The sequence below is a fragment of the Streptomyces caeni genome (assembly GCF_042678285.1).
Classification (GTDB): domain Bacteria; phylum Actinomycetota; class Actinomycetes; order Streptomycetales; family Streptomycetaceae; genus Streptomyces; species Streptomyces caeni.
The window spans coordinates 48,859-69,963 of record NZ_JBHUDX010000110.1; the positions used below are offsets into that span (position 1 = coordinate 48,859).

Annotated in this window: 19 protein-coding genes and 1 pseudogene; 6 read left to right on the forward strand and 14 right to left on the reverse strand. The window is 73.8% G+C overall.

What is annotated here, in order from left to right; all coding sequences use genetic code 11:
• Window positions 1-18 precede the first annotated feature (18 nt).
• From narI to ACFSL4_RS33795, 4 genes are read right to left on the reverse strand one after another with little or no spacing between them, the layout of a single operon-like run.
• On the reverse strand, window positions 19-762 hold the full coding sequence (gene narI / locus ACFSL4_RS33780; RefSeq protein ID WP_381091451.1) for a respiratory nitrate reductase subunit gamma: 744 nt from the start codon (window positions 760-762) through the stop codon (window positions 19-21).
• Entirely contained in the window at window positions 759-1,541 is a 783-nt protein-coding gene (narJ, locus tag ACFSL4_RS33785) for a nitrate reductase molybdenum cofactor assembly chaperone (RefSeq protein WP_381091452.1), read from the reverse strand. Before narJ ends, narI begins: the two co-directional genes overlap by 4 nt.
• Window positions 1,538-3,067, reverse strand: coding sequence for a nitrate reductase subunit beta (gene narH / locus ACFSL4_RS33790; protein ID WP_381091454.1), 1,530 nt, complete (start codon window positions 3,065-3,067; stop codon window positions 1,538-1,540). Before narH ends, narJ begins: the two co-directional genes overlap by 4 nt.
• Before the next feature lies 1 nt (window position 3,068).
• Window positions 3,069-6,764, reverse strand: coding sequence for a nitrate reductase subunit alpha (locus tag ACFSL4_RS33795; protein ID WP_381091456.1), 3,696 nt, complete (start codon window positions 6,762-6,764; stop codon window positions 3,069-3,071).
• Between the two features lie 455 nt (window positions 6,765-7,219).
• Here ACFSL4_RS33795 and ACFSL4_RS33800 point away from each other — a divergent pair, with 455 nt between their 5' ends.
• Complete coding sequence (locus ACFSL4_RS33800) at window positions 7,220-8,278, forward strand: Acg family FMN-binding oxidoreductase (protein ID WP_381091458.1); 1,059 nt, start codon at window positions 7,220-7,222, stop codon at window positions 8,276-8,278.
• Here the strand turns inward: ACFSL4_RS33800 and ACFSL4_RS33805 are convergent.
• A complete protein-coding gene (locus ACFSL4_RS33805; RefSeq protein WP_381091460.1) occupies window positions 8,253-8,675 on the reverse strand; it encodes a pyridoxamine 5'-phosphate oxidase family protein in 423 nt (140 codons plus the stop codon). The genes ACFSL4_RS33800 and ACFSL4_RS33805 overlap by 26 nt on opposite strands.
• Window positions 8,676-8,981: 306 nt before the next feature.
• On the opposite strand from ACFSL4_RS33805, the gene ACFSL4_RS33810 reads away from it, so the two are divergent.
• The 3 genes and pseudogenes from ACFSL4_RS33810 to ACFSL4_RS33820 all read left to right on the forward strand — a co-directional run.
• Entirely contained in the window at window positions 8,982-10,229 is a 1,248-nt protein-coding gene (locus ACFSL4_RS33810; RefSeq protein WP_381091462.1) for a nitrate/nitrite transporter, read from the forward strand.
• Window positions 10,230-10,248: 19 nt separating this feature from the next.
• A complete protein-coding gene (locus tag ACFSL4_RS33815; protein ID WP_381091464.1) occupies window positions 10,249-10,728 on the forward strand; it encodes a hemerythrin domain-containing protein in 480 nt (159 codons plus the stop codon).
• 346 nt (window positions 10,729-11,074) lie between these two features.
• Window positions 11,075-11,176 (forward strand): annotated as a pseudogene (locus tag ACFSL4_RS33820) (respiratory nitrate reductase subunit gamma); the annotation flags it as partial.
• Between the two features lie 63 nt (window positions 11,177-11,239).
• Here the strand turns inward: ACFSL4_RS33820 and ACFSL4_RS33825 are convergent.
• The 7 genes from ACFSL4_RS33825 to ACFSL4_RS33855 all read right to left on the reverse strand — a co-directional run bounded on the left by ACFSL4_RS33825 (window position 11,240) and on the right by ACFSL4_RS33855 (window position 18,427).
• A complete protein-coding gene (locus tag ACFSL4_RS33825) occupies window positions 11,240-12,940 on the reverse strand; it encodes a GAF domain-containing sensor histidine kinase (protein ID WP_381091466.1) in 1,701 nt (566 codons plus the stop codon).
• Between the two features lie 115 nt (window positions 12,941-13,055).
• Window positions 13,056-14,441: a Ni/Fe hydrogenase subunit alpha gene (locus tag ACFSL4_RS33830; RefSeq protein ID WP_381091468.1), complete on the reverse strand. Its 1,386-nt coding sequence runs from the start codon at window positions 14,439-14,441 to the stop codon at window positions 13,056-13,058.
• On the reverse strand, window positions 14,438-15,229 hold the full coding sequence (locus ACFSL4_RS33835) for an NADH-quinone oxidoreductase subunit B family protein (protein WP_381091469.1): 792 nt from the start codon (window positions 15,227-15,229) through the stop codon (window positions 14,438-14,440). Before ACFSL4_RS33835 ends, ACFSL4_RS33830 begins: the two co-directional genes overlap by 4 nt.
• A 1-nt stretch (window position 15,230) precedes the next feature.
• Window positions 15,231-16,037 (reverse strand): FAD/NAD(P)-binding protein, encoded by an 807-nt coding sequence (locus ACFSL4_RS33840; RefSeq protein WP_381091471.1) that lies wholly within the window; start codon window positions 16,035-16,037, stop codon window positions 15,231-15,233.
• A complete protein-coding gene (locus ACFSL4_RS33845) occupies window positions 16,034-16,510 on the reverse strand; it encodes a cyclic nucleotide-binding domain-containing protein (RefSeq protein ID WP_381091473.1) in 477 nt (158 codons plus the stop codon). Before ACFSL4_RS33845 ends, ACFSL4_RS33840 begins: the two co-directional genes overlap by 4 nt.
• Window positions 16,507-17,676 carry a 4Fe-4S dicluster domain-containing protein gene (locus ACFSL4_RS33850; RefSeq protein WP_381091474.1) on the reverse strand — a complete coding sequence of 390 codons (1,170 nt, stop codon included), beginning with the start codon at window positions 17,674-17,676 and terminating at the stop codon, window positions 16,507-16,509. Before ACFSL4_RS33850 ends, ACFSL4_RS33845 begins: the two co-directional genes overlap by 4 nt.
• Window positions 17,677-17,908: 232 nt before the next feature.
• Window positions 17,909-18,427 (reverse strand): hydrogenase maturation protease, encoded by a 519-nt coding sequence (locus tag ACFSL4_RS33855; RefSeq protein WP_381091476.1) that lies wholly within the window; start codon window positions 18,425-18,427, stop codon window positions 17,909-17,911.
• A 383-nt stretch (window positions 18,428-18,810) separates the two neighbouring features.
• Between ACFSL4_RS33855 and ACFSL4_RS33860 the strand changes: the two genes are divergently transcribed.
• Both ACFSL4_RS33860 and ACFSL4_RS33865 read left to right on the forward strand, forming a co-directional pair.
• Window positions 18,811-19,287: an Hsp20/alpha crystallin family protein gene (locus ACFSL4_RS33860; RefSeq protein ID WP_381091478.1), complete on the forward strand. Its 477-nt coding sequence runs from the start codon at window positions 18,811-18,813 to the stop codon at window positions 19,285-19,287.
• 206 nt (window positions 19,288-19,493) lie between these two features.
• The gene (locus ACFSL4_RS33865; RefSeq protein ID WP_381091480.1) at window positions 19,494-20,081 is read left to right on the forward strand and encodes an Rv1733c family protein; all 588 of its coding nucleotides are present in this window, start codon (window positions 19,494-19,496) and stop codon (window positions 20,079-20,081) included.
• A gap of 7 nt (window positions 20,082-20,088) precedes the next feature.
• Here ACFSL4_RS33865 and ACFSL4_RS33870 read toward each other — a convergent pair whose 3' ends face one another.
• Window positions 20,089-20,334 carry an acyl carrier protein gene (locus ACFSL4_RS33870; protein WP_381091482.1) on the reverse strand — a complete coding sequence of 82 codons (246 nt, stop codon included), beginning with the start codon at window positions 20,332-20,334 and terminating at the stop codon, window positions 20,089-20,091.
• The coding region (locus ACFSL4_RS33875; protein WP_381091483.1) for a 2-oxo acid dehydrogenase subunit E2 at window positions 20,334-21,105 on the reverse strand (772 nt) is incomplete at its 5' end. The genes ACFSL4_RS33870 and ACFSL4_RS33875, both read right to left, overlap by 1 nt.

The window sequence follows — 21,105 nt, forward strand, 5'->3', positions numbered from 1 at the left end:
GGACATCCGATCCGGTGCTCACACGGACTGCCGGGCCGGCGGCGCGGCCGCCGAGGCGCCGCGCGCCGCCGCCGGGACCGCTCGACGGCGGTAGACGAGGTACGGGCGCACGAGATAGCCGACGGGGACGCTCCACACATGGACGAGGCGGGTGAACGGCCAGGCCGCGAAGAGCAGGCAGGCGGTCAGCGCGTGCAACCGGAACAGCAGCGGGGCGCCGGCGATCGCCTCGGGTTGCGGCTGGAGCGTGAAGACGCCCCGGAACCAGACGGAGACGGTGGCGCGGTAGTCGTAACCGCCGCCGAACACGTTGTGCGCGGCCGTGGCGCTGATGCCGAGCAGCACCGCCGCCGAGAGCAGGGGGAAGAGGACCTTGTCGCTGCGGTCGGTGCCCAGGCGGATCCGCCGGGTCAGCAGGCGCCGGGCGCTGAGCATGCCCAGCCCGGTGAGCATGGCGGCGCCCGCGACCGAGCCGGCCCAGACGGCGGTGGTGTGGTAGGCGTGCTCGCTGATGCCGGCGGCCTCGGTCCACGAGGCGGGTACGGCGAGCCCCACCACATGCCCGCCGATCACCATGAAGGCGCCCAGGTGGAACAGCGGGTTGCCCCAGCGCAGCCAGCGGTGCTCCAGCAGCTGGCTGGTGTGCGAGCTCCAGCCGAACTGGTCGTGGCGGTAGCGCCAGACGTGCCCCACGACGAACACGGCCAGGCAGACGTAGGGGAAGGCGACCCACAGGAGGAGGTCGGCTCCGGAAGCGTTCATCGGTGACCTTCCGCGGATGTCGTCGGGGAAGGGGGCGCAAGGGCCGGCGGTGCCTGCTCGGGCGGGACGAAGGCGTCCGGCGGGGCGAACAGCCCTCCGGTGTACGGGTCGACGCCGACCTCCTCGCCCGGCGGGCCCTCGGCGGCCAGCCGGGCCACCGCCGTCAGATCCGCCTCGGTGGGCGGCGGCAGCAGGGTCAGCAGGGCGGCCAGGACGTGCCGGTAGGGGGAGTCCGCGTCCTGGAGCGCCCGGTGGATCAGCTGGAGCCCGCGCCGGTGCCGGTACAGGGGGGCCTCACCCGCGCCCGGCCCGCACAGCGCGGCGAACTCCAGGACGACCGGGAGGTGGTCGGGCAGCTCCCCGCCGTCGGTCTCCCAGCCCGCCGCCCGGTAGGACTGGGCCAGGACGAGGAGTGCCATGCCTCTGCGGCGGGTGTCGCCGTGCAGGTAGTACGTGAGGTAGAGGCTGCTCTTGCGGCGCAGGTCGAACATCTCGACGTAGTGCCGTTCCAGCGCGTCGGGGGACTGGGCGGTGAACCAGGCGGTGAAGGCCGCCAGTTCGGTCGCGGCGGGGGACGGGGGCAGCGCCCGCACCGCGGCGGTCACCGTGGGGCGGGCGGCCGCCAGTTCGGCGTCGGGGTACTGCAGCAGCAGAGATATCAGCCGCAGCAGCAGGCTGCGCCGCTCTCCCTCAACCGGGTCCGATGCGGCATGACGGCGGACGGCCGCGCGTACACGGGCGCGGACGATGGCGGGAACGGTGGCGGGCAGCGGGCTCATGCGGAGCCTCCCTCGGACGTGCGGCGCAGGGTGGGGATGCCGAGCATCACCCGGCGGCCCGGAGCGCCGGGCACGTCGCCGGGGGACTCGACCGGGCAGCGGTTCTCCAGGGCGGTCAGGGCGGCGTCCTCCGTGTGCGCGGCCGGAACGACATAGCGGTCCGCGTACTTGGCGACGGCGAGGAGCCGGTGCAGGTCCTCCGCCTCGCGCGCGGTGAGGCCGACGGCCTTGAGGGCCCTCTCATCGCCCTCCTCGCCGAGGGTGCGCTCACGCATGTACGAGCGGAGGGCGGTGAGCTTCATCAGCACCCCCGCGACCACGTCGGTGTCCCCGGCGGTGAACAGACTGGCCAGGTACTCCATCGGGATGCGCAGCCGGGTGACGGCGGCGAAGACGTGGTCGGGGTCGTCCGCGTCGCCGCCCGCCTCGCCCACGGCGTCCAGGACCGGGGAGAGCGGGGGGACGTACCAGACCATGGGCAGGGTGCGGTACTCCGGGTGGAGCGGCAGCGCGACCCTGTACTTCTCGACCAGGTCGTACACCGGGGAGCGGCGGGCCGCGTCCAGCCAGTCCTGCGGGATGCCCGAGGCGCGGGCCGCGGCGATCACGGCGGGATCGGCCGGGTCGAGGAAGACGTCGCGCTGGGCGTCCAGCAGGTTCTTCTCGTCGGGGGCCGCGGCCGCCTCACCCACGCGGTCGGCGTCGTACAGCAGCAGACCGAGGTAGCGCAGCCGGCCGACGCAGGTCTCGGAGCACACGGTGGGCTGGCCGGCCTCGATGCGCGGGAAGCAGAACGTGCACTTCTCGGCCTTGCCGGTGGCGTGGTTGACGTACACCTTCTTGTACGGGCACGCCGTCACGCACATCCGCCAGCCGCGGCAGCGGTCTTGGTCGACCAGCACGATCCCGTCCTCGACCCGCTTGTACATCGCGCCCGAGGGGCAGGCGGAGACGCAGGCCGGGTTGAGGCAGTGCTCGCACAGCCGCGGCAGGTGGAACAGGAAGGTCTGCTCGAAGGAGAACTTCACCTTGTCCGCCCACGCCCCGGTGAGGTTGGGGTCGGCCCCCGCGTGCTCGGGCGCGCCCCCGAGGCCGTCCTCCCAGTTGGCGCCCCAGGTGATGGCGGTGGGCTTGCCGGTCAGCACGGAGCGGGGGCGGGCCACCGGGACGTCCTGCCCGGCCGGGGCGTTCACGAGGTTGTCGTAGTCGTAGGTGACCGGCTCGTAGTAGTCCTCGATGGCGGGCAGGTCGGGGTTGGCGAACAGCGACAGCAGCCGCTTGACCCGTCCGCCGGAGCGCAGGACCAGGCGCCCGCGCTTGTCGAGCATCCAGCCGCCCTTCCACTGCTCCTGGTCCTCGTAGCGGCGCGGGTAGCCGACGCCGGGCTTGGTCTCGACGTTGTTGAACCAGGCGTACTCGACGCCGGTCCGGTTGGTCCAGGTCTGCTTGCAGGTGACCGAGCAGGTGTGGCACCCGATGCACTTGTCGAGGTTCATCACCATCGCGACCTGCGCCAAGACGCGCATATCAGTACTCCACTTCCTGGCTGCGGCGGCGGATGACCGTGACCTCGTCGCGCTGGTTGCCGGTGGGGCCGTAGTAGTTGAACGCGTAGGTGAACTGGGCGTAGCCGCCGGCCAGATGGCTCGGCTTGAGCAGCAGTCTGGTCAGGGAGTTGTGGATGCCGCCGCGCCTGCCGCTGACCTCGGTCTTGGGGACGTTCACCGTGCGGTCCTTGGCGTGGTACATGTACACCGTGCCCTCGGGCATCCGGTGCGTGACCACGGCGCGGGCCGCCACCACACCGTTGCGGTTGTACGCCTCGACCCACTCGTTGTCCTTCACCCCGATCTTCTCGGCGTCCGCGGTGGACATCCAGATCACCGGGCCGCCGCGGGAGAGGGCCAGCATGTACGCGTTGTCCTGGTACTCGGAGTGGATGGACCACTTGGAGTGCGGCGTGAGGTAACGGACCGTCACCTCGGTTCCGCCGTCCCCCAGGTGCTCGTCGCCGTAGTGCCGCCGGGCGTCCAACGGGGGCCGGAACACCGGGAGCTGCTCACCCAGCTCGGCCATCCAGTCATGCTGGACGAAGAAGTGCTGGCGGCCGGTGAGCGTGTGCCAGGGCTTGCGGTGCTCGACGTTGATGACGAACGCCGAGTAGCGGCGCCCGCCCGCCTCCGACCCCGACCACTCGTAGGAGGTGATGACCGCTCGCGGCTGGGTGCGGGTGTCGGCGAAGGTGATGCGCTCCGCCTTCCGTTCAGCCGCCAGTTCCACCAGGCCCTCGCTGCCCGTCTGCCGCTCCAGCTCACGGAGACCCTCAGTGGCCAGGCGGCCGTTGGTGGTGCCGGACAGGGCGAGGATGGCCTCGCACATGTCGGAGGCCGTGGCGAGCGAGGGCCGTCCGGCGGCCACCCCGTCGCGTACGGTGCCGCAGCGCCGCCGCAGCTCCTCGATCTCACGGTCCGGACGCACGGTGACGCCCTTGGTGGTGGTGCCCAGGGTGTCCAGCAGCGGGCCGACGGCACGCATCTTCTGCGCGACGGTCGCGTAGTTCCGTTCGATGGTGACCAGCTTCGGCATGGTGCGGCCCGGAACGGGCTCGCACTCGCCCGTCTTCCAGTCCCGTACGGTGCCGCCCGGCTGGGCGAGTTCGTCGGGGGTGTCGTGCTGCAGCGGCACCGCGAGGACGTCGGTGCGGGTGCCGAGGTGCCCGGCCGCCAGTTCGGTGAACCGGTCGGCGATCGCCAGGAACGTGTCGTAGTCGGTGCGGGCCTGCCAGGGCGGGGTGATCGCCGGGGTGAAGGCGTGCACGAACGGGTGCATGTCCGTGCTGGACAGGTCGTCCTTCTCGTACCAGGTGGCGGCCGGCAGCACCACGTCGGCCAGCAGGCCGGTGGAGGTCATCCGGAAGTCCACGGCGACCATCAGGTCGAGTTTGCCCTCGGGCGCCTCCTCGTGCCACTCCACCTCCGTGGGCCGGGCCCCGGGCGGCGTCTCCTGACTGCGTACGGCGCTGTCGGTGCCCAGCAGGTGGCGCAGGAAGTACTCGTTGCCCTTGCCGGAGGAGCCGAGCAGATTGGCCCGCCACACGGTCAGCACCCGCGGGAAGTTGGCCGGGTCGTCGGGATCCTCGGCGGCGAACCGCAGCCGTCCCGCCTTCAGTTCGTCGACGACGTACTCCGCCACGGGCCGGCCGGCCGCCGCGGCCTCGTCCGCCAGGTCGAGCGGATTCCGGTTGAAGCCGGGGTGGCCGGGGGTCCAGCCCAGCCGGACGGCCTGCGCCAGGCAGTCGGCGAACGCCTTGCCCGTGAACCGGCCGTTGCCGAGCGGGGAGGCCAGCTCGTCCGGCCCGAACGCCTCGTAACGCCACTGGTCGGTGTTGAGGTACCAGTACGAGGTGCCCGCCATGTGCCGGGTGGGCCGCTGCCAGTCGAAGGCGAAGGCGAGGTGCTGCAGGCCGGTGACCGGACGGACCTTCTCCTGGCCCACGTAGTGCGCCCAGCCGCCGCCGTTGACGCCCTGGCAGCCGGTCATCGTGGTCAGCGCCAGGAAGGCCCGGTAGATGGTGTCGGAGTGGAACCAGTGGTTGGTGCCCGCGCCCATCGCGATCATCGAACGGCCGCGGGTGCGTTCGGCGTTGCGTGCGAACTCCCGGGCGATCCGGGCCGCCTGCCCGGCCGGCACCGACGTGATCGTCTCCTGCCAGGCCGGCGTGTAGGGCTCGGCTGCGTCGTCGTACGAGGACGGCCAGGCGCCCGGAAGGCCGGGCCGGGCCACCCCGTACTGGGCGAGCATCAGGTCGAAGACGGTGGTCACCGTGCGGCCGCCGACCCGCAGCACCGGAACACCGCGCACCATGACCGAGCCGCCCTCCGTGGCGCCCTCGTCGAAGCGCGGCAGGGACACGGCGACCGCTTCCCCGGCGCGCTCCACCAGGCTCAGCTCGGGCACGGTGTCGCCCAGGTCGAGGTTCCAGCGGCCCTCGCCCTCCTGGCCCCAGCGGAAGCCCAGGGAGCCGTTGGGCACCACCGGCTCGCCGGACGCGCTGTCCAGCAGGACCGTCTTGAAGCCGGCGTGCTCGCCGGTGTCCCCGAGGTCGGCGGCGGTCAGGAACCCGTCCGGCACGAAGCCGCCGTCCTTCTCGCGCAGGGTCACCAGGAACGGCGCATCGGTGTATGTCCTCAAGTAGTCTTGGAAGTAAGGCACTTCACGGTCGACCAGGAACTCCCGAAGGATCACGTGCCCCATGGCCATGGCCAGCGCACCGTCCGTGCCCGGGTGCGGCGCCAGCCACTCGTCGGCGAACTTGACGTTGTCCGCGTAGTCGGGGCTGACCGCGACGACCTTGGTGCCGTTGTAGCGGGTCTCGGTCAGGAAGTGCGCGTCGGGTGTGCGGGTGACGGGGATGTTGGAGCCCCACATCACCAGATAGCCCGTGTTCCACCAGTCGGCCGCCTCCGGCACGTCGGTCTGGTCGCCGAAGACCTGCGGCGACGCGACCGGCAGGTCGGCGTACCAGTCGTAGAAGGAGAGCAGTGTGCCGCCGATCAGCGACATGAACCGGGCGCCGGCCGCGAAGGAGGCCATGGACATCGCGGGTATCGGCGAGAAGCCCGCCACCCGGTCCGGGCCGTACGACTTGACGGTGTGCACGTGCGCCGCGGCGATCAGCTCGGTCACCTCGTCCCAGTCCGCCCGTACCAGGCCGCCCTTGCCCCGGGCCCGCTTGTAGGCGCGGGCCTTGGCCGGGTCGCCGGTGATCTCGGCCCAGGCGGCCACCGGGTCGCCGAGGCGCCGCCGCGCCTCGCGCCACAGCTTGAGCAACTCGCCGCGCACATAGGGGTAGCGGACCCGGCTGGGCGAGTACGTGTACCAGGAGAACGACGCCCCTCGCGGGCAGCCGCGCGGTTCGTACTCGGGGCAGTCCGTGCCGATCGACGGGTAGTCGGTGGCCTGGTGCTCCCAGGTGATGATGCCGTCCTTGACGTACACCATCCACGAGCAGGACCCCGTGCAGTTCACGCCGTGGGTGGAACGCACCACCTTGTCGTGCGCCCAGCGGTCCCGGTAGAAGCCCTCCCACTTGGGGTCGTTCGCGCTGAAAACGGCGCGACCGTCGGCCGACACCTCTCGGCGCGTCAGCAGCCGTCGGCCGGACAGCGGCCAGCCCTGGGCGACGCGCGACTCCCGCTGCCGTGCGTTCGGATGGTTCTCCATGAGCGGGAACACTAGGGGCGTGCGCCGGTGCGCACCTGGGGCCGGGCAGTCCCCGCGCCCCGGCCTTCCGACCCCTGTCGCAGGACCCGCAACAGGGCCGAACGGTCCCCGGACAGGGACCGGTCGGCCGGAGAGGCCGAGGCGTCCGGCGGGGCATGCTGACGGTGATCGAACCGGAGGCACCGGTGGGTACGTCCGCACCGGACGCCGCCGTCTCGGCACATGTCTCCCGTCGTCAGCCGAGCGGAGCGTGGGGGGCCGCCGGTGGCTCCGGTCCGGTCATCGTCCGGCCGCCTGTCACGTCTGCCCTGACTCCCTCGCGGGCGGCCGGACGCATGGCTCGGGGCCCTCGCCGCCGGCCGCGAGGCGTGGTGAGCCCTGCCCGCCGCCGTGCCGCGGGGCGCCTCCCGAGGCCGGCCCGCGCCGGAGGGAGCCCGATGAAGGAGTCAGCCGTCATGCAGACGCCGGAGGTCGACGCGACCGCCCTGGAAGCATTGCTGTCGGCAGCCGTGGCGGCGCCGTCGATCCACAACACGCAGCCCTGGCGGTTCGGTATGGATCCGGCCGCGCGGTCGATCGAGGTCCGCGCCGACCGCAGGCGGACGCTGCCGCTGGCCGATCCGGATCGCCGCGCCCAGCACCTGTCGGTGGGGGCGGCCGTCTTCAACCTCCGAGTGGCCGCGGCACACCTGGGCTGGCATCCGGTCGTCGACCTGCTGCCCGATCCCCATGATCCCGACCTGCTGGCCACTGTACGACTGGCCGGGCGCACCGCGTCCGGGCGGACTCCGGAGCCCGATCTGCACGAGGCGCTCGAACGGCGCCACACCAGCCGCCTGCCGTTCACCGGCCGCCCGGTGCCGGAGCGCATCCTGGCCGAGATGACCGAGGCCGCGCACGCGGAAGGCGCATGCCTCGACATACCGGACATCGTCCGGACTCGGCGGCTGCTGCGCCTGACCGCCGCGGCCGAGGCGCGCAACGCCGTCCACCGGGCCCGTACCGCCGAGGCCCGCGGGTGGATCACCGCCCCGCAGACCCGCACCCCCTATGGGATCCCGGCCACCGCCCTTGGCCCCCTGGACGCGGCCGGGCGGGTGCCGATGCGCGACTTCACCGGTGCCCCGGCCGGTCCTCACCTGCCCGCGGTGCGCTTCGAGCGCCACGCACAGGTGGCGCTGCTGTGGACGGTGCGCGACCGGCCGGAGGACTGGCTGCGGGCGGGCCAGGCGCTGGAGCGCACGCTGCTGGTGGCCACCGCGCACGACGTGCGCACCTCGATGATGCACCAGGCGATGGAGTGGCCCGACCTGAGGGCGGCCACGGGCGGAGCCAGGCGGCGCTGCTGCCCCCAGCTGCTGATCCGCTTCGGCTACGGCCCCGACGGCGGCCGCACTCCGCGGGCGTCCGCGCGGCTCGGGACTTCTCGCCGAGACGCGGACGCGGACGTCGGCTCAGGGGCCGGCTCGGGCGCCGTCGCCGGCCCGGTCAGTGCGTGCCGTGCCCGCCGGTGAGCTCCCGGCCGCTGATCATCTCGGACTCGATCCGTACGAAGACCCCGTTGCGCATGGGCATCCAGGAGCGGGGACCGTCCCGCAGCAGCCGCTCGTGCTCGGCGGGATCCCTCACCACGGCGGCCCGGCCGGTGACGACGACGCTCCACCCGGACTGGGTGGCCGCGTCGAACTCGTCCGCCTCGAAGGCGACCACGGCGCCGTCGATGGCGCGCACCAGCTCGGCGGCCGGCGAGGTGCACAGCAGCACCGAGGAGTCGTCGTCCAAGGAGAAGTTGACCGGGAGGACCGAGGGGAGCGCCTGCCGGGTGTACACGACGCGGCCTACCGGCACCTTGGCCAGCAGACGCAGGCACTCCTTGCGGTCGAGTGCACGAAAGCCGTTGTCCTGGAGCATCGGCCCATCATCCCGGGTGATGCCGTCACCGTGTTAGGGCCGGTCGGCCTTTTCCGCCTCCCGCAGGAGCGGGGGCGCGGCCGCGGCTTCCCGGGGGCACGGCCGGGCCATGCACGACAGGGCCGTTCGGCGGGTCGGCCGGCCCCCGTCCTTGGGTCCTCTGCCGCACGAGCGGGACGCATGGCCCATGCCTGAGGAGTGGCGCGGGACCGACAGTGGCGACGGGCTGCCGGACAGAAGAGCGCACGCTCGCGGCTTCGGCGCGACGAACGCACCGCCCCCGCGCGACACGAAGGGATGGACCGCATGCTCCAGCCATCGAGGAACCCGAATGACGTCTCGGCCGGGGACGCGTCGGTGTTCGGCCGGGCCTGGCTGATGCTGACCCTGGCCACGGTGGGCTTCGCCGTGAACTTCTGGGCATGGGCGCTGCTGAGCCCGCTCGGCCCGCGGTTCAAGGATTCCCTCGCGCTCACCTCGTTCGAGCAGTCGCTGCTGGTGGCTGTGCCCGTGGTGGTCGGCTCGCTGGGCCGCATCCCGGTGGGCGCGCTGACCGACCGGCTCGGCGGGCGGGTGATGTTTCCGGCGGTCTCGGCCGCGACCGTCGTCCCGGTGCTCTACCTCGGCCTCGCCGGGCACTCCTCCCTGGCGGCCCTGCTGGTGGGCGGCTTCTTCCTCGGCATCGGCGGTACCGCGTTCGCCGTCGGGGTGCCCTTCGTCAACCAATGGTTCCCGCCCGAGCGGCGCGGCCTGGCCATCGGCATCTTCGGCGCCGGCATGGGCGGCACCGCGATCAGCGCCCTGACCACGGTCAAGCTGGTCGACGCGCACGGCATGGCGAACCCGTTCCTGATCACCGCCGCTGCGCTGGCGGCGTACGCGGTGATCGCCGCGCTGGTGCTGCGGGACGCGCCCGGCCGCACGGTGCCGACCGAGCCGCTGCCGCGCCGCCTGGCCGACACGCTGCGCCTAGGCGTCACGTGGCAGGCGTCCGCGCTGTACGCGGTGACCTTCGGCGGCTATGTCGCCTTCTCCGTCTACCTGCCCACCTACCTGAAGAACGGCTACGGCCTCACCCAGGCGGACGCGGCGAACCGGATGGCGGGCTTCGTGCTGCTGGCGGTGCTCATGCGGCCGGTGGGCGGCTGGCTGTCGGACCGCATGGGCCCGGTGCGCGTGCTGGGCGGGACGCTGGCCGTGGTGCTGGCCGGGGCCTTCGTGCAGTCGCTGACGCCGTCGCTGGCGCCGGTGGGCACGACCGCGTTCCTGACGATGGCCGCGGCCCTGGGTGCGGCCAGCGGCGCGGTGTTCGCCCTCGTGGCCCTGCTCGCCCCCGAGAACCGGGTCGGCTCGGTCACCGGGGTCGTCGGCGCCGCCGGCGGTCTGGGCGGGTTCGTCCCGCCCCTGGTGATGGGCTCGCTGTACGGCGCCTACGGCTCCTACACGATCGGCCTGGTCCTGCTGGGCGTGGTAGCGGCGGCCGCCCTGACCTTCACCGGCACCGGCGTGCGGCACTCGGTCAGCCGACGGATGCCCACCGCCTCCTCGCACTGAGCAGGAGGGGAGCCCGTGGATGTGCGAGTACTGCGGCTGCCGGTCGCTGGCGTCGATCGCCGATCTGACCCGTGGGCACGACGCCGGCGCGACCCTCGTCAGCCATGTCCGGGACGCCGGCCGCGAGGGCGACATCGCCCGCCTGGCCGAACTGGCCCGGACCATCGCCGCCGTGCCGGCCCCGCACACACAGCTGGAAGAACAGGGGCTGTTCCCCGCGATGGCCGAGGAGTTCCCCGACCACATCGCCGCCCTGGAGGACGAGCACCGCCGGATCGAGGCCGTGCTCGCCGAGGCCGCGGACGGCCCGCCCGCGGACGCCGGCCGGCCGGAGCGGTTGCTGGACGCGCTGGCCCTGCTGCGCGAGCACATCCTGAAGGGGCACGACGGTGTCTTCCCCGCCGCCCTGGCGTCCTTGAGCACACATCAGTGGGAGGCCGTGGACGCGGTGCGCGCCCCTGTCGGCAGCCGTGTACCGCAGCCTTCGCACTCGGCCTGACAGGCGGCCGCCCCGTCCTCGTCCGTTCGCCCGGCGCGGTCCGCCCGCCGGGTGAACGCCTGTCGGGTGAACGCCCGCCGGGTGAACGCCTGTCGCGCGAGCCGGGTGCCGGGCGCGGCTGCCGGGTGGGTTCCGTGCTGCGGGGACGCCAGGCGCCGATGCCGACACTTGAGGCGCCCCGGGGAATGACGCTTCCCGAAGGCGGTACCCCAGCGACCATCCGGTGGGACGACGAGGCCCGGGAAGGGACAGCGCACTGTGGTCAGGGAGAGGGAACCGGCATCGGGGAGGAAGCGCGGAGGGCAGCCGCCGGGGCTGGACGGCAAGGTGGCCGAGGCGCTGGTGCGCGCCGGTCGGCTGCCTCACCCGCCCCTACGTCGTCTACCGCAGCCGCGACACCCAGCTCGGCGCCCGGGCTCCCCGCCGCGGCTGGGAGCCCGTCGGATGACCGGGCGGGCCCCGCGCGCGGGACGCACGGCCGGTGCGGCGCGCCGGCCCGGTGCCACGCCTGTCACGCGGGAGCGGGCAGCGGAACGAGCCACTCGAGCACGGTGCCGGTCGGCTCGTTCGGGCTGAGGGTGAACGAGCCGCCGAGCTCCTCGGCGCGGCGCTCCAGGTTGGCCAGGCCGCTGCGCCGGGTGACGCCGGGGTCGATGCCGCTGCCGTTGTCGGCCACTTTCAGCCGCAGGCTGGCCCGGGTGGCCTCGACGATGATGTCGACCGCCCCGGCGTGGGCGTGCCGGGCCGCGTTGGACAGCGCCTCGCCCAGCACGGCCACCAGGTGCTCCGCGTACTCCGCGGGCACGTTGGTGTCCAGCAGCCCGGTCATGCGCAGCGCCGGGGAGAAGCCGAGGGCTTCGGCGGCCCGCTCGGTCACCGTCACCAGCCGGCCGCGCAGCCCGCCGCCCCGGGCACGGTCGCTCTCCCGCAGGGCGTAGATGGTGGAGCGGATGACCTTGATGGTGTCGTCCAGGTCGTCCACGACCCGCTGGATCCGCTCGCTCACCTGCGGCCGGTCGTCGACCCGGCCGAGCGTGGACTGCAGGGACAGGGCCCCGGCGAACAGCCGCTGGATCACGAGGTCGTGCAGGTCGCGGGCGATCCGGTCGCGGTCGTGCAGCACCAGCATGTGCTCGGCGTCCCGCCGGTGCTCGGCCACCTCCAGGGTCAGCGCCGCCTGGTTGCCGAACCCCGTGATCATGTCGACCACGGCGTCCGAGAACACCGGGCGGTCCGGCACGTTCGCCACCAGCAGGACCCCGCGCACATGGTCGCGGGTGCCGAGCGGCACGAAGAACCCCGGGCCCAGCTCCACCACCGAGGCGCTGCCGCCCTCGGCGCGCGGATCGGCGCTCACCGCCTCGGTGGTGATGGTCTCACCGGAGGCGAAGACCTTCGCGGCCAGCGTCGTGGAGGGCAGCACCAGGCCCCGTACCTCGTCGGAGCGTGTGCCGGAGGCGACCTCGACGACCAGTTCACCGCTGTCGCCTATGGGCACCGCCAGGGTGACCAGGTCCGCCGCGGCCAGCTCGCGTACCCGCGCGGCGACCGACTCCAGCACCTCGGCGGGCTCCCGGCCCGACAGCAGGCTGCGGGTCAGTTCGTCGCTCGCCGCCAGCCACCGCTGCCTGCGGCGGGCGTCGTCGTACAGCCGGGCGTTGTCGATGGCCACGCCGGCCGCCGCGGCAAGGGTGCGCAGCACCGCCTCGTCGTCGGCGCCGAACCCGGCGCCGCCCTGCTTGTTGGTCAGGTAGAGGTTGCCGAACACCTGGTCGCGCACCCGGATCGGGGCGCCGAGGAAGCTGGTCATCGGCGGGTGCCCGGGAGGGAAGCCGGTGGACGCCGGATGCTCGGCCAGGTTCGTCAGGCGCAGCGGCTCCGGGTGGCGGATCAGCAGCCCCAGGATGCCCTCGCCACGCGGGTAGTGCCCGATCATGGACACCGTCTCGTCGCCGATGCCGACCGTGATGAACTGCTTGATCGTGCCTTCCTCGCCCAGCACGCCCAGCGCCCCGTACTCGGCGTCGACGAGGGCGACCGCCGACTCCACGAGGCGGTGCAGCACCACTTCCAGATCCAGGTCCGAGCCGACGGCCAGCACCGCGTCCAGGAGGGTGTGCATCCTGTCCCGGGCCGCACGGACCTGCTGGACCTGGTCCTGCAGACCGTCCAGCAGCTCGTCCAGCCGCAGCTGGGGGTGCGCTCCGGGCATGCCGGTGTCACCCGGCCCTTGCGCCCGCTCTTCCACCACAGCTCCCCTCGCCCTCTCCTCGGACTACTTTCAGGATGCCCGAGGGGGTGGCCGCTCGCGAAACCGCACCCCCGGTTCATCGGCCGAGGTCGCAGTCGTGTTGGATGTCGAGGTCGAGGAAGTGCGCGGAGCACGAGATGCACGGGTCGTGGTTCCGCACGGCGCGCTCGCACAGATGGGCGAGGTCGGCGTCGGACATCGGCCCGCTCGCCAGGGCGCTCTGGACGAGAACGCGCAGGTCGTCCTCGATGGCGCCCTGGTTCTGGGCCGTCGGCGGCACAAGACAGGCGTGTGTGATCCGGCCCTCGCCGTCGAGCGCGTAGCGGTGGTAGAGCAGCCCGCGCGGCGCCTCGGTGGCACCGTGGCCGACGCCCGCCCGCGCGGGCACCTCCACGTGCGGGCGCTCCGGTGGCTCGTACGCGTCGATGATGCGGAGGGCCTCCTCGACGGCGTAGAGGACCTCGACGGCCCGTACGAGGATGCTGCGGTAGGGGTTGGCGCACACCTCACCGCGCACGCCGGCTCCGGCGAAGCGGATCAGCGGGGGGTCCGGCAGCCCGGCCTCCCGCGCGGCCTGGAGCGCCGTCGGCGAGAGCAGGTGGCCGCTGACCGCGTAGCGGGCGAGGGAGCCGGTGAGGTGTCTGCGGCCGTCCAGCCGGGAGTGGAGCGCGGTGGAGTGCGGGACCTGTTCCTCGACGACGTGGCCGGGGAAGTCGCGCAGCGCGAAGCCGTGGGGCGGGAGCGTCGCGTCGGCGGGGAGCACGGTGGGCCGGCCCGACTCGATGGCGTAGGTGCCGGGCTCCGCGAGGGCGAACAGGTCGGCCTTGCACGCGGCGTCGGGGAAGTCGAAGCCGGAGACCCAGCGCACGGTGTCCCAGGCGTCGTCGAGGGCGATGCGCAGGCGCTTTGCCAGAGGGCGCAGTTCCGAGCGGGCGGGCGCCCGGTGGAAGCCGCCGAGGCGGACGTTGACGGGGTGGATCGACCGTCCGCCGAGCAGTTCGATCACGGCGTTGCCCGCCTGTTTCAGCCGCAGCCCGCGCTCGACGTGGGTGCGGTGGGCGCGCGCCATGGCGATCAGATCGTCGTACCCGAGGAAGTCGGGAGCGTGCAGCAGATGGATGTGGAGGGTCTGGCTCTCGATCCACTCGCCGCAGTACAGGAGGCGGCGCAGGGCGGCCACCGGGCCCTGGACGACGACCCCGCACGCGTCCTCGACAGCCCGGCAGGCGCTCAGCTGGTAGGCCACGGGACAGATCCCGCAGATGCGCGAGGTGATGTCGACGGGCTCCGTGTGCGCGCGGCCCCGGAGGAAGGCCTCGAAGAACCGCGGGGGCTCGTAGATCTTCAGCCTGGCCTCGGTGACGGTTCCGTCGTGGACCCTCAGGTGCAGCGCCGCCTCGCCCTCGACGCGCGTGAGCGCCGGGATGCGGACGACTCGGGATGCGGCGGCGGGCTCGGTCACGGCAGGTCCTTCTCCTCGGCCGCGGTGAAGGCGGTGACGTTGAAGGTGTGCAGGAAGCGCCCGACGTCCTCGTCGCTCATCCCGTCCCGGCGCAGCACCGGGACCAGGGCGCCGAGATTCGTGGTCCCGGCGGGGCCGAAGCAGCCGTAGCAGCCGCGCCCGTAGGCGGGGCAGAGGGCCCCGCACCCGGCGTGGGTGACCGGGCCGAGACAGGGCGTGCCGTGTGCGACGAGGACGCAGACGGCGCCGCGCTGCTTGCAGGAGAAGCAGACACTGTGGTCCGGGATGCCCGGTCTGCGGCCGGCGAGGAAGGCGGTGATCACCTCCAGGAGCTGGGCGCGGTCGATGGGGCAGCCGCGCAGCTCGAAGTCGACGGGCACATGGGCGGACGGCGGGGTGGAGCCGGCGAGGGTCTCGATGTAGTCGGGGCGGGCGTAGACCGTCTCCAGGTACTCCGTCACGTCGGCGTGGTTCCGCAGCGCCTGGATACCTCCGGCGGTCGCGCAGGCACCGATGGTGACGAGGCGGCGGGACTCGGCGCGGATGCGCCGGATCCGTTCCATGTGCTCGGGGGTGGAGACCGAGCCCTCGACGAGCGCCAGGTCGTACGGTCCTGGCGCGACACCGCTGGACGCCTCCAGGAAGTGGGCGATCTCCACCTCGGCGGCCAGGCCCAGCAACTCGTCCTCGCAGTCGAGGAGGGTCAGCTGGCAGCCGTCGCACGAGGCGAACTTGAACACGCCGAGCCGGGGGCGGGCACGCCCGGGAGACGGGGCGGGGTCGGTCATCTCACAGCTCCCGTACGGTCAGCAGCGGCTCGGCCAGGTCGTAGCCGACGACGGGGCCGTCACGGCACAGCAGCAGGGGCCCGAGCTGGCAGTGGCCGCAGTGGCCGGTGGCGCAGCGCATGTTGCGCTCCAGGGAGATCCGGACGCGGCCGGCGGCCACGCCCCGGTGGGCCAGTTGACGGCCGGCGGCGCGGATCATGACCTCCGGCCCGCACACGAACGCCGAGGTGCGTGCCGGCGCGAAGTGTGCCTCGTCGAGCAGCGTGGTCACGACTCCGACCCGGCCGGTCCAGCCGTCCGCGGGCCGGTCGACCGTGACGGCGCCGAACGGCCGGCGCCAGTCCGGGAACTCCTCCCGGTACAGCAGGTCCTCGGGTGTCCGGGCCCCGGCGAGGACGTTCAGACGCCCGTAGGCGCCGGGCTCGGCCAGGACGGCGTGGATCAGGGGGCGTAGCGGAGCGAGCCCGATGCCTCCGCCGATGACGAGCAGATCGTGGCCTCGGGCGGCCGTCAGGTCCCAGCCGGTCCCGAACGGACCGCGTACCCCGACCGAGGCGCCCACCCGCAGCCCGCACAGCGCTCGGGACACGGCGCCGACCGCGCGGACGGTGTGCGTGAGCCGGCCGTCCCCGGCCGTGCCGGACACGGAGACCGGGATCTCGCCGACGCCGAACGCGTACAGCATGGCGAACTGGCCGGGCGCGAAGGGCCGCAGGGACGCGCCGGCCGGCTCCAGGACGAGCGTGACGGTGTCGGCCGTCTCCTCGTGCCGGTCCGTGACGCGGTGGGGGAGGGGGACCAGGGTCATGGCACCGGTCCGCCCCCCGGCGGCCCGTACAGGTCGAGCAGCCGTGTGCGCGTCGCGCGCAGCCGGTGTCCGATCGTCTCGGCGACTAGGGTGGCCAGCGCCAGGCCGAACTCCGGGTGGGCGGCGCTCAGGACGCGGACCGCGGCCGCCTCGAACTCCCAGGCGGTCACGGGAGTCCTGGTCTCGGCCCCGAGATGCCACTGGTGCGGCGGGCACAGCCACGACCAGCCGATGAGGCCGCCCGCGTCGACCGTCTCGACGACGGCGCGTCCACGGCCGGGAACCTGGATGTCGAGCGCGACGGTGCCCGTGCGCAGGATCCAGAAGCGGTCGGCCTCCCCGCCCTCCTCGAACAGCCTGGCGGAGCAGGGGAAGCGGACCTCGCGGGCGAGGTCCATGAGCCGCGCGCGATGCTCCGGCGGCAGCGCCGCGAGCATGCCCGTCCGGGGGGCCGGGCCCGTGTGCGAGGTCATGGCGAGGCACTCTCCTCCGTGGCCTCCCGGTGCAGGGCGTGCGCCTCCTCGGTGAGGTCGATGCCGGTGGGGCACCAGACGATGCAGCGGCCGCAGCCGACGCATCCGGTACTGCCGAACTGGTCGTGCCAGGTGCCGATCTTGTGGGTGAGCCACTGGCGGTAGCGGCTGCGCCTGCCGGGCCGGACGGGACCGTCGTGCAGGAGGGTGAACTCCAGGTCGTAGCAGGAGTCCCAGCGGCGCCAGCGCTCGGCGTGGTCGCCGGTCAGGTCGCTGACGTCCTCGGTGGTGGTGCAGAAACAGGTGGGGCACACCATGGTGCAGTTCCCGCAGCTCAGACAGCGGGAGGCGACGTCGTTCCAGCGGTCGGCCTCCAGGGTGTTGCGCATCAGGGCGCGCAGGTCGACGGGCGGCATGGACCGGCCCATGCGCTCGGCGGCCCCGCTCACCGCGTCGGCCGCCGCGGTGCGGGTGGCCCCGTCGGCGGCGCGCCGGGGGAGTTCGGCGAGCACGGCGGCGCCCTCCTCGCTCCCGCTGCGGCACAGGAAGCGGTGGCCGCCGCCGTCCAGCACCTCGGTGAGGGCGAGGTCGTACCCGGATTCCACGGCGGGCCCGGTGCCCATGGAGACGCAGAAACAGGTGGCCCCCGGCTCGGTGCACTCGACCGCGATCAGGAAGGCTCCCGAACGGCGGGAGCCGTAGGCCGGATCCGCGTACCGGCCGCCGGTCATCACCCGGTCCAGGATCCGGATGGCGTGCAGATCGCAGGCCCGCACCCCGAGGAACGCGTACGACACGCGTGCGGGCTCCTCGGCCCGCACGGTCAGCTCGCCGTCGGTGCCGCGGTCGGCGGTCCACTGGCGTACCCGCTGCGGGTGCAGGAACGACTTCCACGACTGCGGCCCCGCACTGTGCGCGAAGGCGGCCGGGTCCGTTCTCCGGCGGACCCGGTACCGTCCCGCCTCCAGCTCGACGCCCCAGCCGTGGGGCAGTTCGGCGGCGGAGTCCAGCTCGGCGAGGACGATGGCGCCGTCGCGCACGGTGGGGCCGATCACCGTGCGGCCACGCCGTCTCAGCACCCGTACCAGCGCGTCGAGACCGTCGCGGCCGAGGACTACCTCGGCCTGGTCGCCGACGGCCGCTGCGGCCTCCCCGGGGTCAGTCATCCTCGTTCCCCTCGATCCTGGTCCAGCGGGCCGGGACGTACCTGGGCGGCCGCGCGGCCCGCGGCACCCGGAGCGGTGCGCTAGCGAACGCCGGCCACGCACAGCGTGTCAGGCGCGGGCGCCACCGGGCCCGACGCCGGTCCGGCGTGTCCCACGGGCGGTCCCACAGGACGGGGCCCGGTCCGCCGATCGGGTGGTGCGGCCCCGGGTGGTGCGGCCCCGGGTGGTCGCCTCAGTCGCCGGCCCGGGGGCGCGGTGCGGCCCCGGTGTGCCGCACGACGTCCGCCTCGACGCGCTCCGCCACCGGCAGCAGCGCCTCGGCCACCGAAGGCGTCAGACCCGTGCCCAGCGACCGGTCGGCTCCCTCGACGGCGTAGACGACGAGCCGGCCGGGGCGGCGTCCGAGGCAGTGGGCCAGGCGCAGCGTCTCGGCGAGGCCGAGTCCGTGGGTGCTGTGCCGCCCCGCGGCGGGGCGCGGAAGGGCGCCCGGGGCGGGACACCACCGATGGATCCGCCCCGGCCGTGCCGAAGCGGGGAAGCAGGCGTCGACGACGACCGCCAGGCCGGTGTTCTCCCACAGCCCGATCAGCCGGCCGGGGTCCCCGTCGCACTCCCGGACCTCGGTGCCCGGCGGCAGCGGCCGCGCCGCGGCCCGCTCCCGCACCAGTATGGCCACCGCCCGCCCGACACCGTCGTCCCGCCGGAACGCGTTGCCGATTCCGATGATCACCGCGCTGACGAGTGCCGTCACCGGTCCCTCCTTCCGCTCCGTACGGTTCTCCCCGCGCCCCGGTGACCGTCCCGCCCGCCCACGAGTGTGGCGGTCACGGGTGACGGGCGGTCACCACGGCGCGCAGGTCCGCCCGTCCGGCCCACGCCGGGCAGCGGGCGTCCGTCGTTGGTCCGGGCATGGCGGCACAGGCACGCGCCGGGCGCACGGCGTACGCGGATCTGCGGGAGCACCTGAGACGTGCCCTGGCACACGGCGAGATCGCGTTCGTACGGCGTCTGGGGGTGAGCGCCGACGGCGGCGGCGCGGACGAGCGGGCCCCGGGGCCCGAGTCGCCCGGCGCCCGGGCGGCGTGCACCATGGAAATTGACCCGAATGGCACACGTTCGCGGAGGTGACCCGCGATGACCCTGCCCGTACGACACCGGCCCGGCAGCCTGCTGGAGAGGTCGTTTCCGGCACGGGGACGGGGTGAACCGGCCGCCTCCGGGTTCGATGACCTGTTCGAGCGCATGAGCCGGCTGCTGGAGACCGCCGCCACCACCCCGGGGACGTCGGCCTGGGCACCCGCCGCCGAGATGCGGGAGACCGATGACGCCTACGTGATCGAGGCGGACCTGCCCGGCATCGAACGGGACGCCATCGACATCGAGATCGGTGAGCGGGAACTGCGCATCACCGGCGAATGCAAGGAGCGCGAGCGAGAAGGCGTGCTGCGCCGCAGCACCCGCCGCACCGGGCGCTTCGTGTACCGCGTCCTACTGCCCGCCGACGTCAAGGCCGACGAGATCAGCGCGAGCCTCGGCGAGGGCGTGCTCACCGTCACCGCGCCCAAGGTGCGGGCCGCCGCGCCGCGGCACATCCGCATCACCGAGTCCTGACGGGCCGCGCCCGTCGCCTCACGACGCCGTCACACGGCAGCCGCCGGGCCGCCGTCCTCGCACCCCCCGAGCCGCCGTGCGACGGCCGTTCCTCGCCGTGGTGCCGGCGCGGCCGCCGCCGACCGCCCCCTCGTCGTGTGCCGGACGGTACGCGCAGGATCGGCGCCGGCGGTGTGCCGCCCCGGGCCGGGACGGGAGGCCGCGTCATGCGGACACCGCACTTCCGGGGGCACCGTCCGGACAGCGTGCGCAACCCCCTCGAACGACCGTCGGACCGCCTGGAGCGGCGCCTTCGGCTGCTGCTGACGGCGCTGCTGGCGGTGGCGCTGCCCGCGGCGGCGTGGCTGGCCGGGAGCGCGACCCACCATCACTACCGGCAGCTGCGCCAGGCGCAGCTCGCCGAACGGCATCCGGTCGCGGCGCGGCTGCTGTCCGACGCGCAGGCCGGCCTCGACCGCCCCGGCGGCGACATCGGTGCGCGGGCGCCGGTCCGGTGGAGGGATTCCGGGGGAGCCCATGTCGCGGTGGCCCCGGTGGCGTCCGGGGAGAGGAAGGGGGCCACGGTGATCATCTGGCTGGACACCCGTGGCCGGGTCACCGCGCCGCCCGTCACCCGCGATGTGAACACGACCGTGAGCGTCGGCGTGGGCCTTGCCGCCGCGACCGCCGTCGCGCTGGGCCTGGGCGGCGCCTGGAGGGGCGTCCGGCTGTCCCTGGACCGCCGCCGCCTCGCGCGGTGGGGCCGGGAATGGGAGCTCGTCGAACCCCGGTGGACCCGGCATCGCGGCCGCTGACGCCGCATCACGGTGCCCGTGCGACCAGGAACTCGCCGGCGTCCTTCAGGGTCGTCAGCCGGGGATAGTCCTCCTCGTCGATGTGCAGGCCGCTGCGTTCGGACAGGATCTCGACGAAGTTGAGGAAGTCCAGCGAGTCGAATTCGAGCGCGTCGCGGAACGGGTCCTCGGGCCCCAGACGGCTGAGGTCGGCGCCCGGCACCACCCGGGCGATCGCGTCCTTGACGAGGGTCTCGGCATCGCTGCGGTCCATCACAGGTCCTCCGGTCTCTGCACCAGACGGTCGACGGCGGTCAGGAACCGGGCCCCGACCGCGCCGTCGGTGGCCCGGTGGTCCGCGGACAGGGTGGCCGTCACGACCGGCCGCACCCCGAGCATGCCGCGGTCCGCCCAGGGACGCTCGACCACGGCTCCGAGACCCACGAGGGCGACCTGGGGCGGGTGGATGACGCCGAAGACGGCCTCGACGCCCTGGTCGCCGAGGCTGGTGACGGTGAGGGTGCTTCCGGTGATCTCGGTGCCGCGCAGCCGGCCCCTCCGGGCCCGTTCGACGAGGCTCTTGAGCCGGGCCATCAGCTCCACCGGGGTGAGGGAGGCGGCGTCGCGGATGACCGGCGCGGCGAGCCCCCCGCCGCGCAGCGAGACGGCGAAACCGAGGTGCACGCCGTCGCCCGGGACGAAACCCCCGTCCTGCCAGAAGCCGTTGAGATCCGGGACCTGGAGGGCCGCCGCGGCCACCGCCTTGAGCAGCAGCGCCGCCGGCACCATGCGTTCGCCCACGGGCAGTTCCCGGTTCCGCGCTCGCATCCATGCGACCGCCGCGTCCATGTCGATCGTCGTGGCCAGGTAGTAGTGCGGGATCTCCCGCTTGGCGCGGCTCATCAGCTCGCCGATCGCCCGGCGCATCCCCGCGGACTCCGCCGGGGCCGGCTCGGTCCGGGGCGGGGGCCCGTGGGGTGTACGGGCCGGCGCCGGGGCCTGCGGGGCGGCGGGGGCGGGTGCCGCGGCGGCGGCGTGCGCGGCC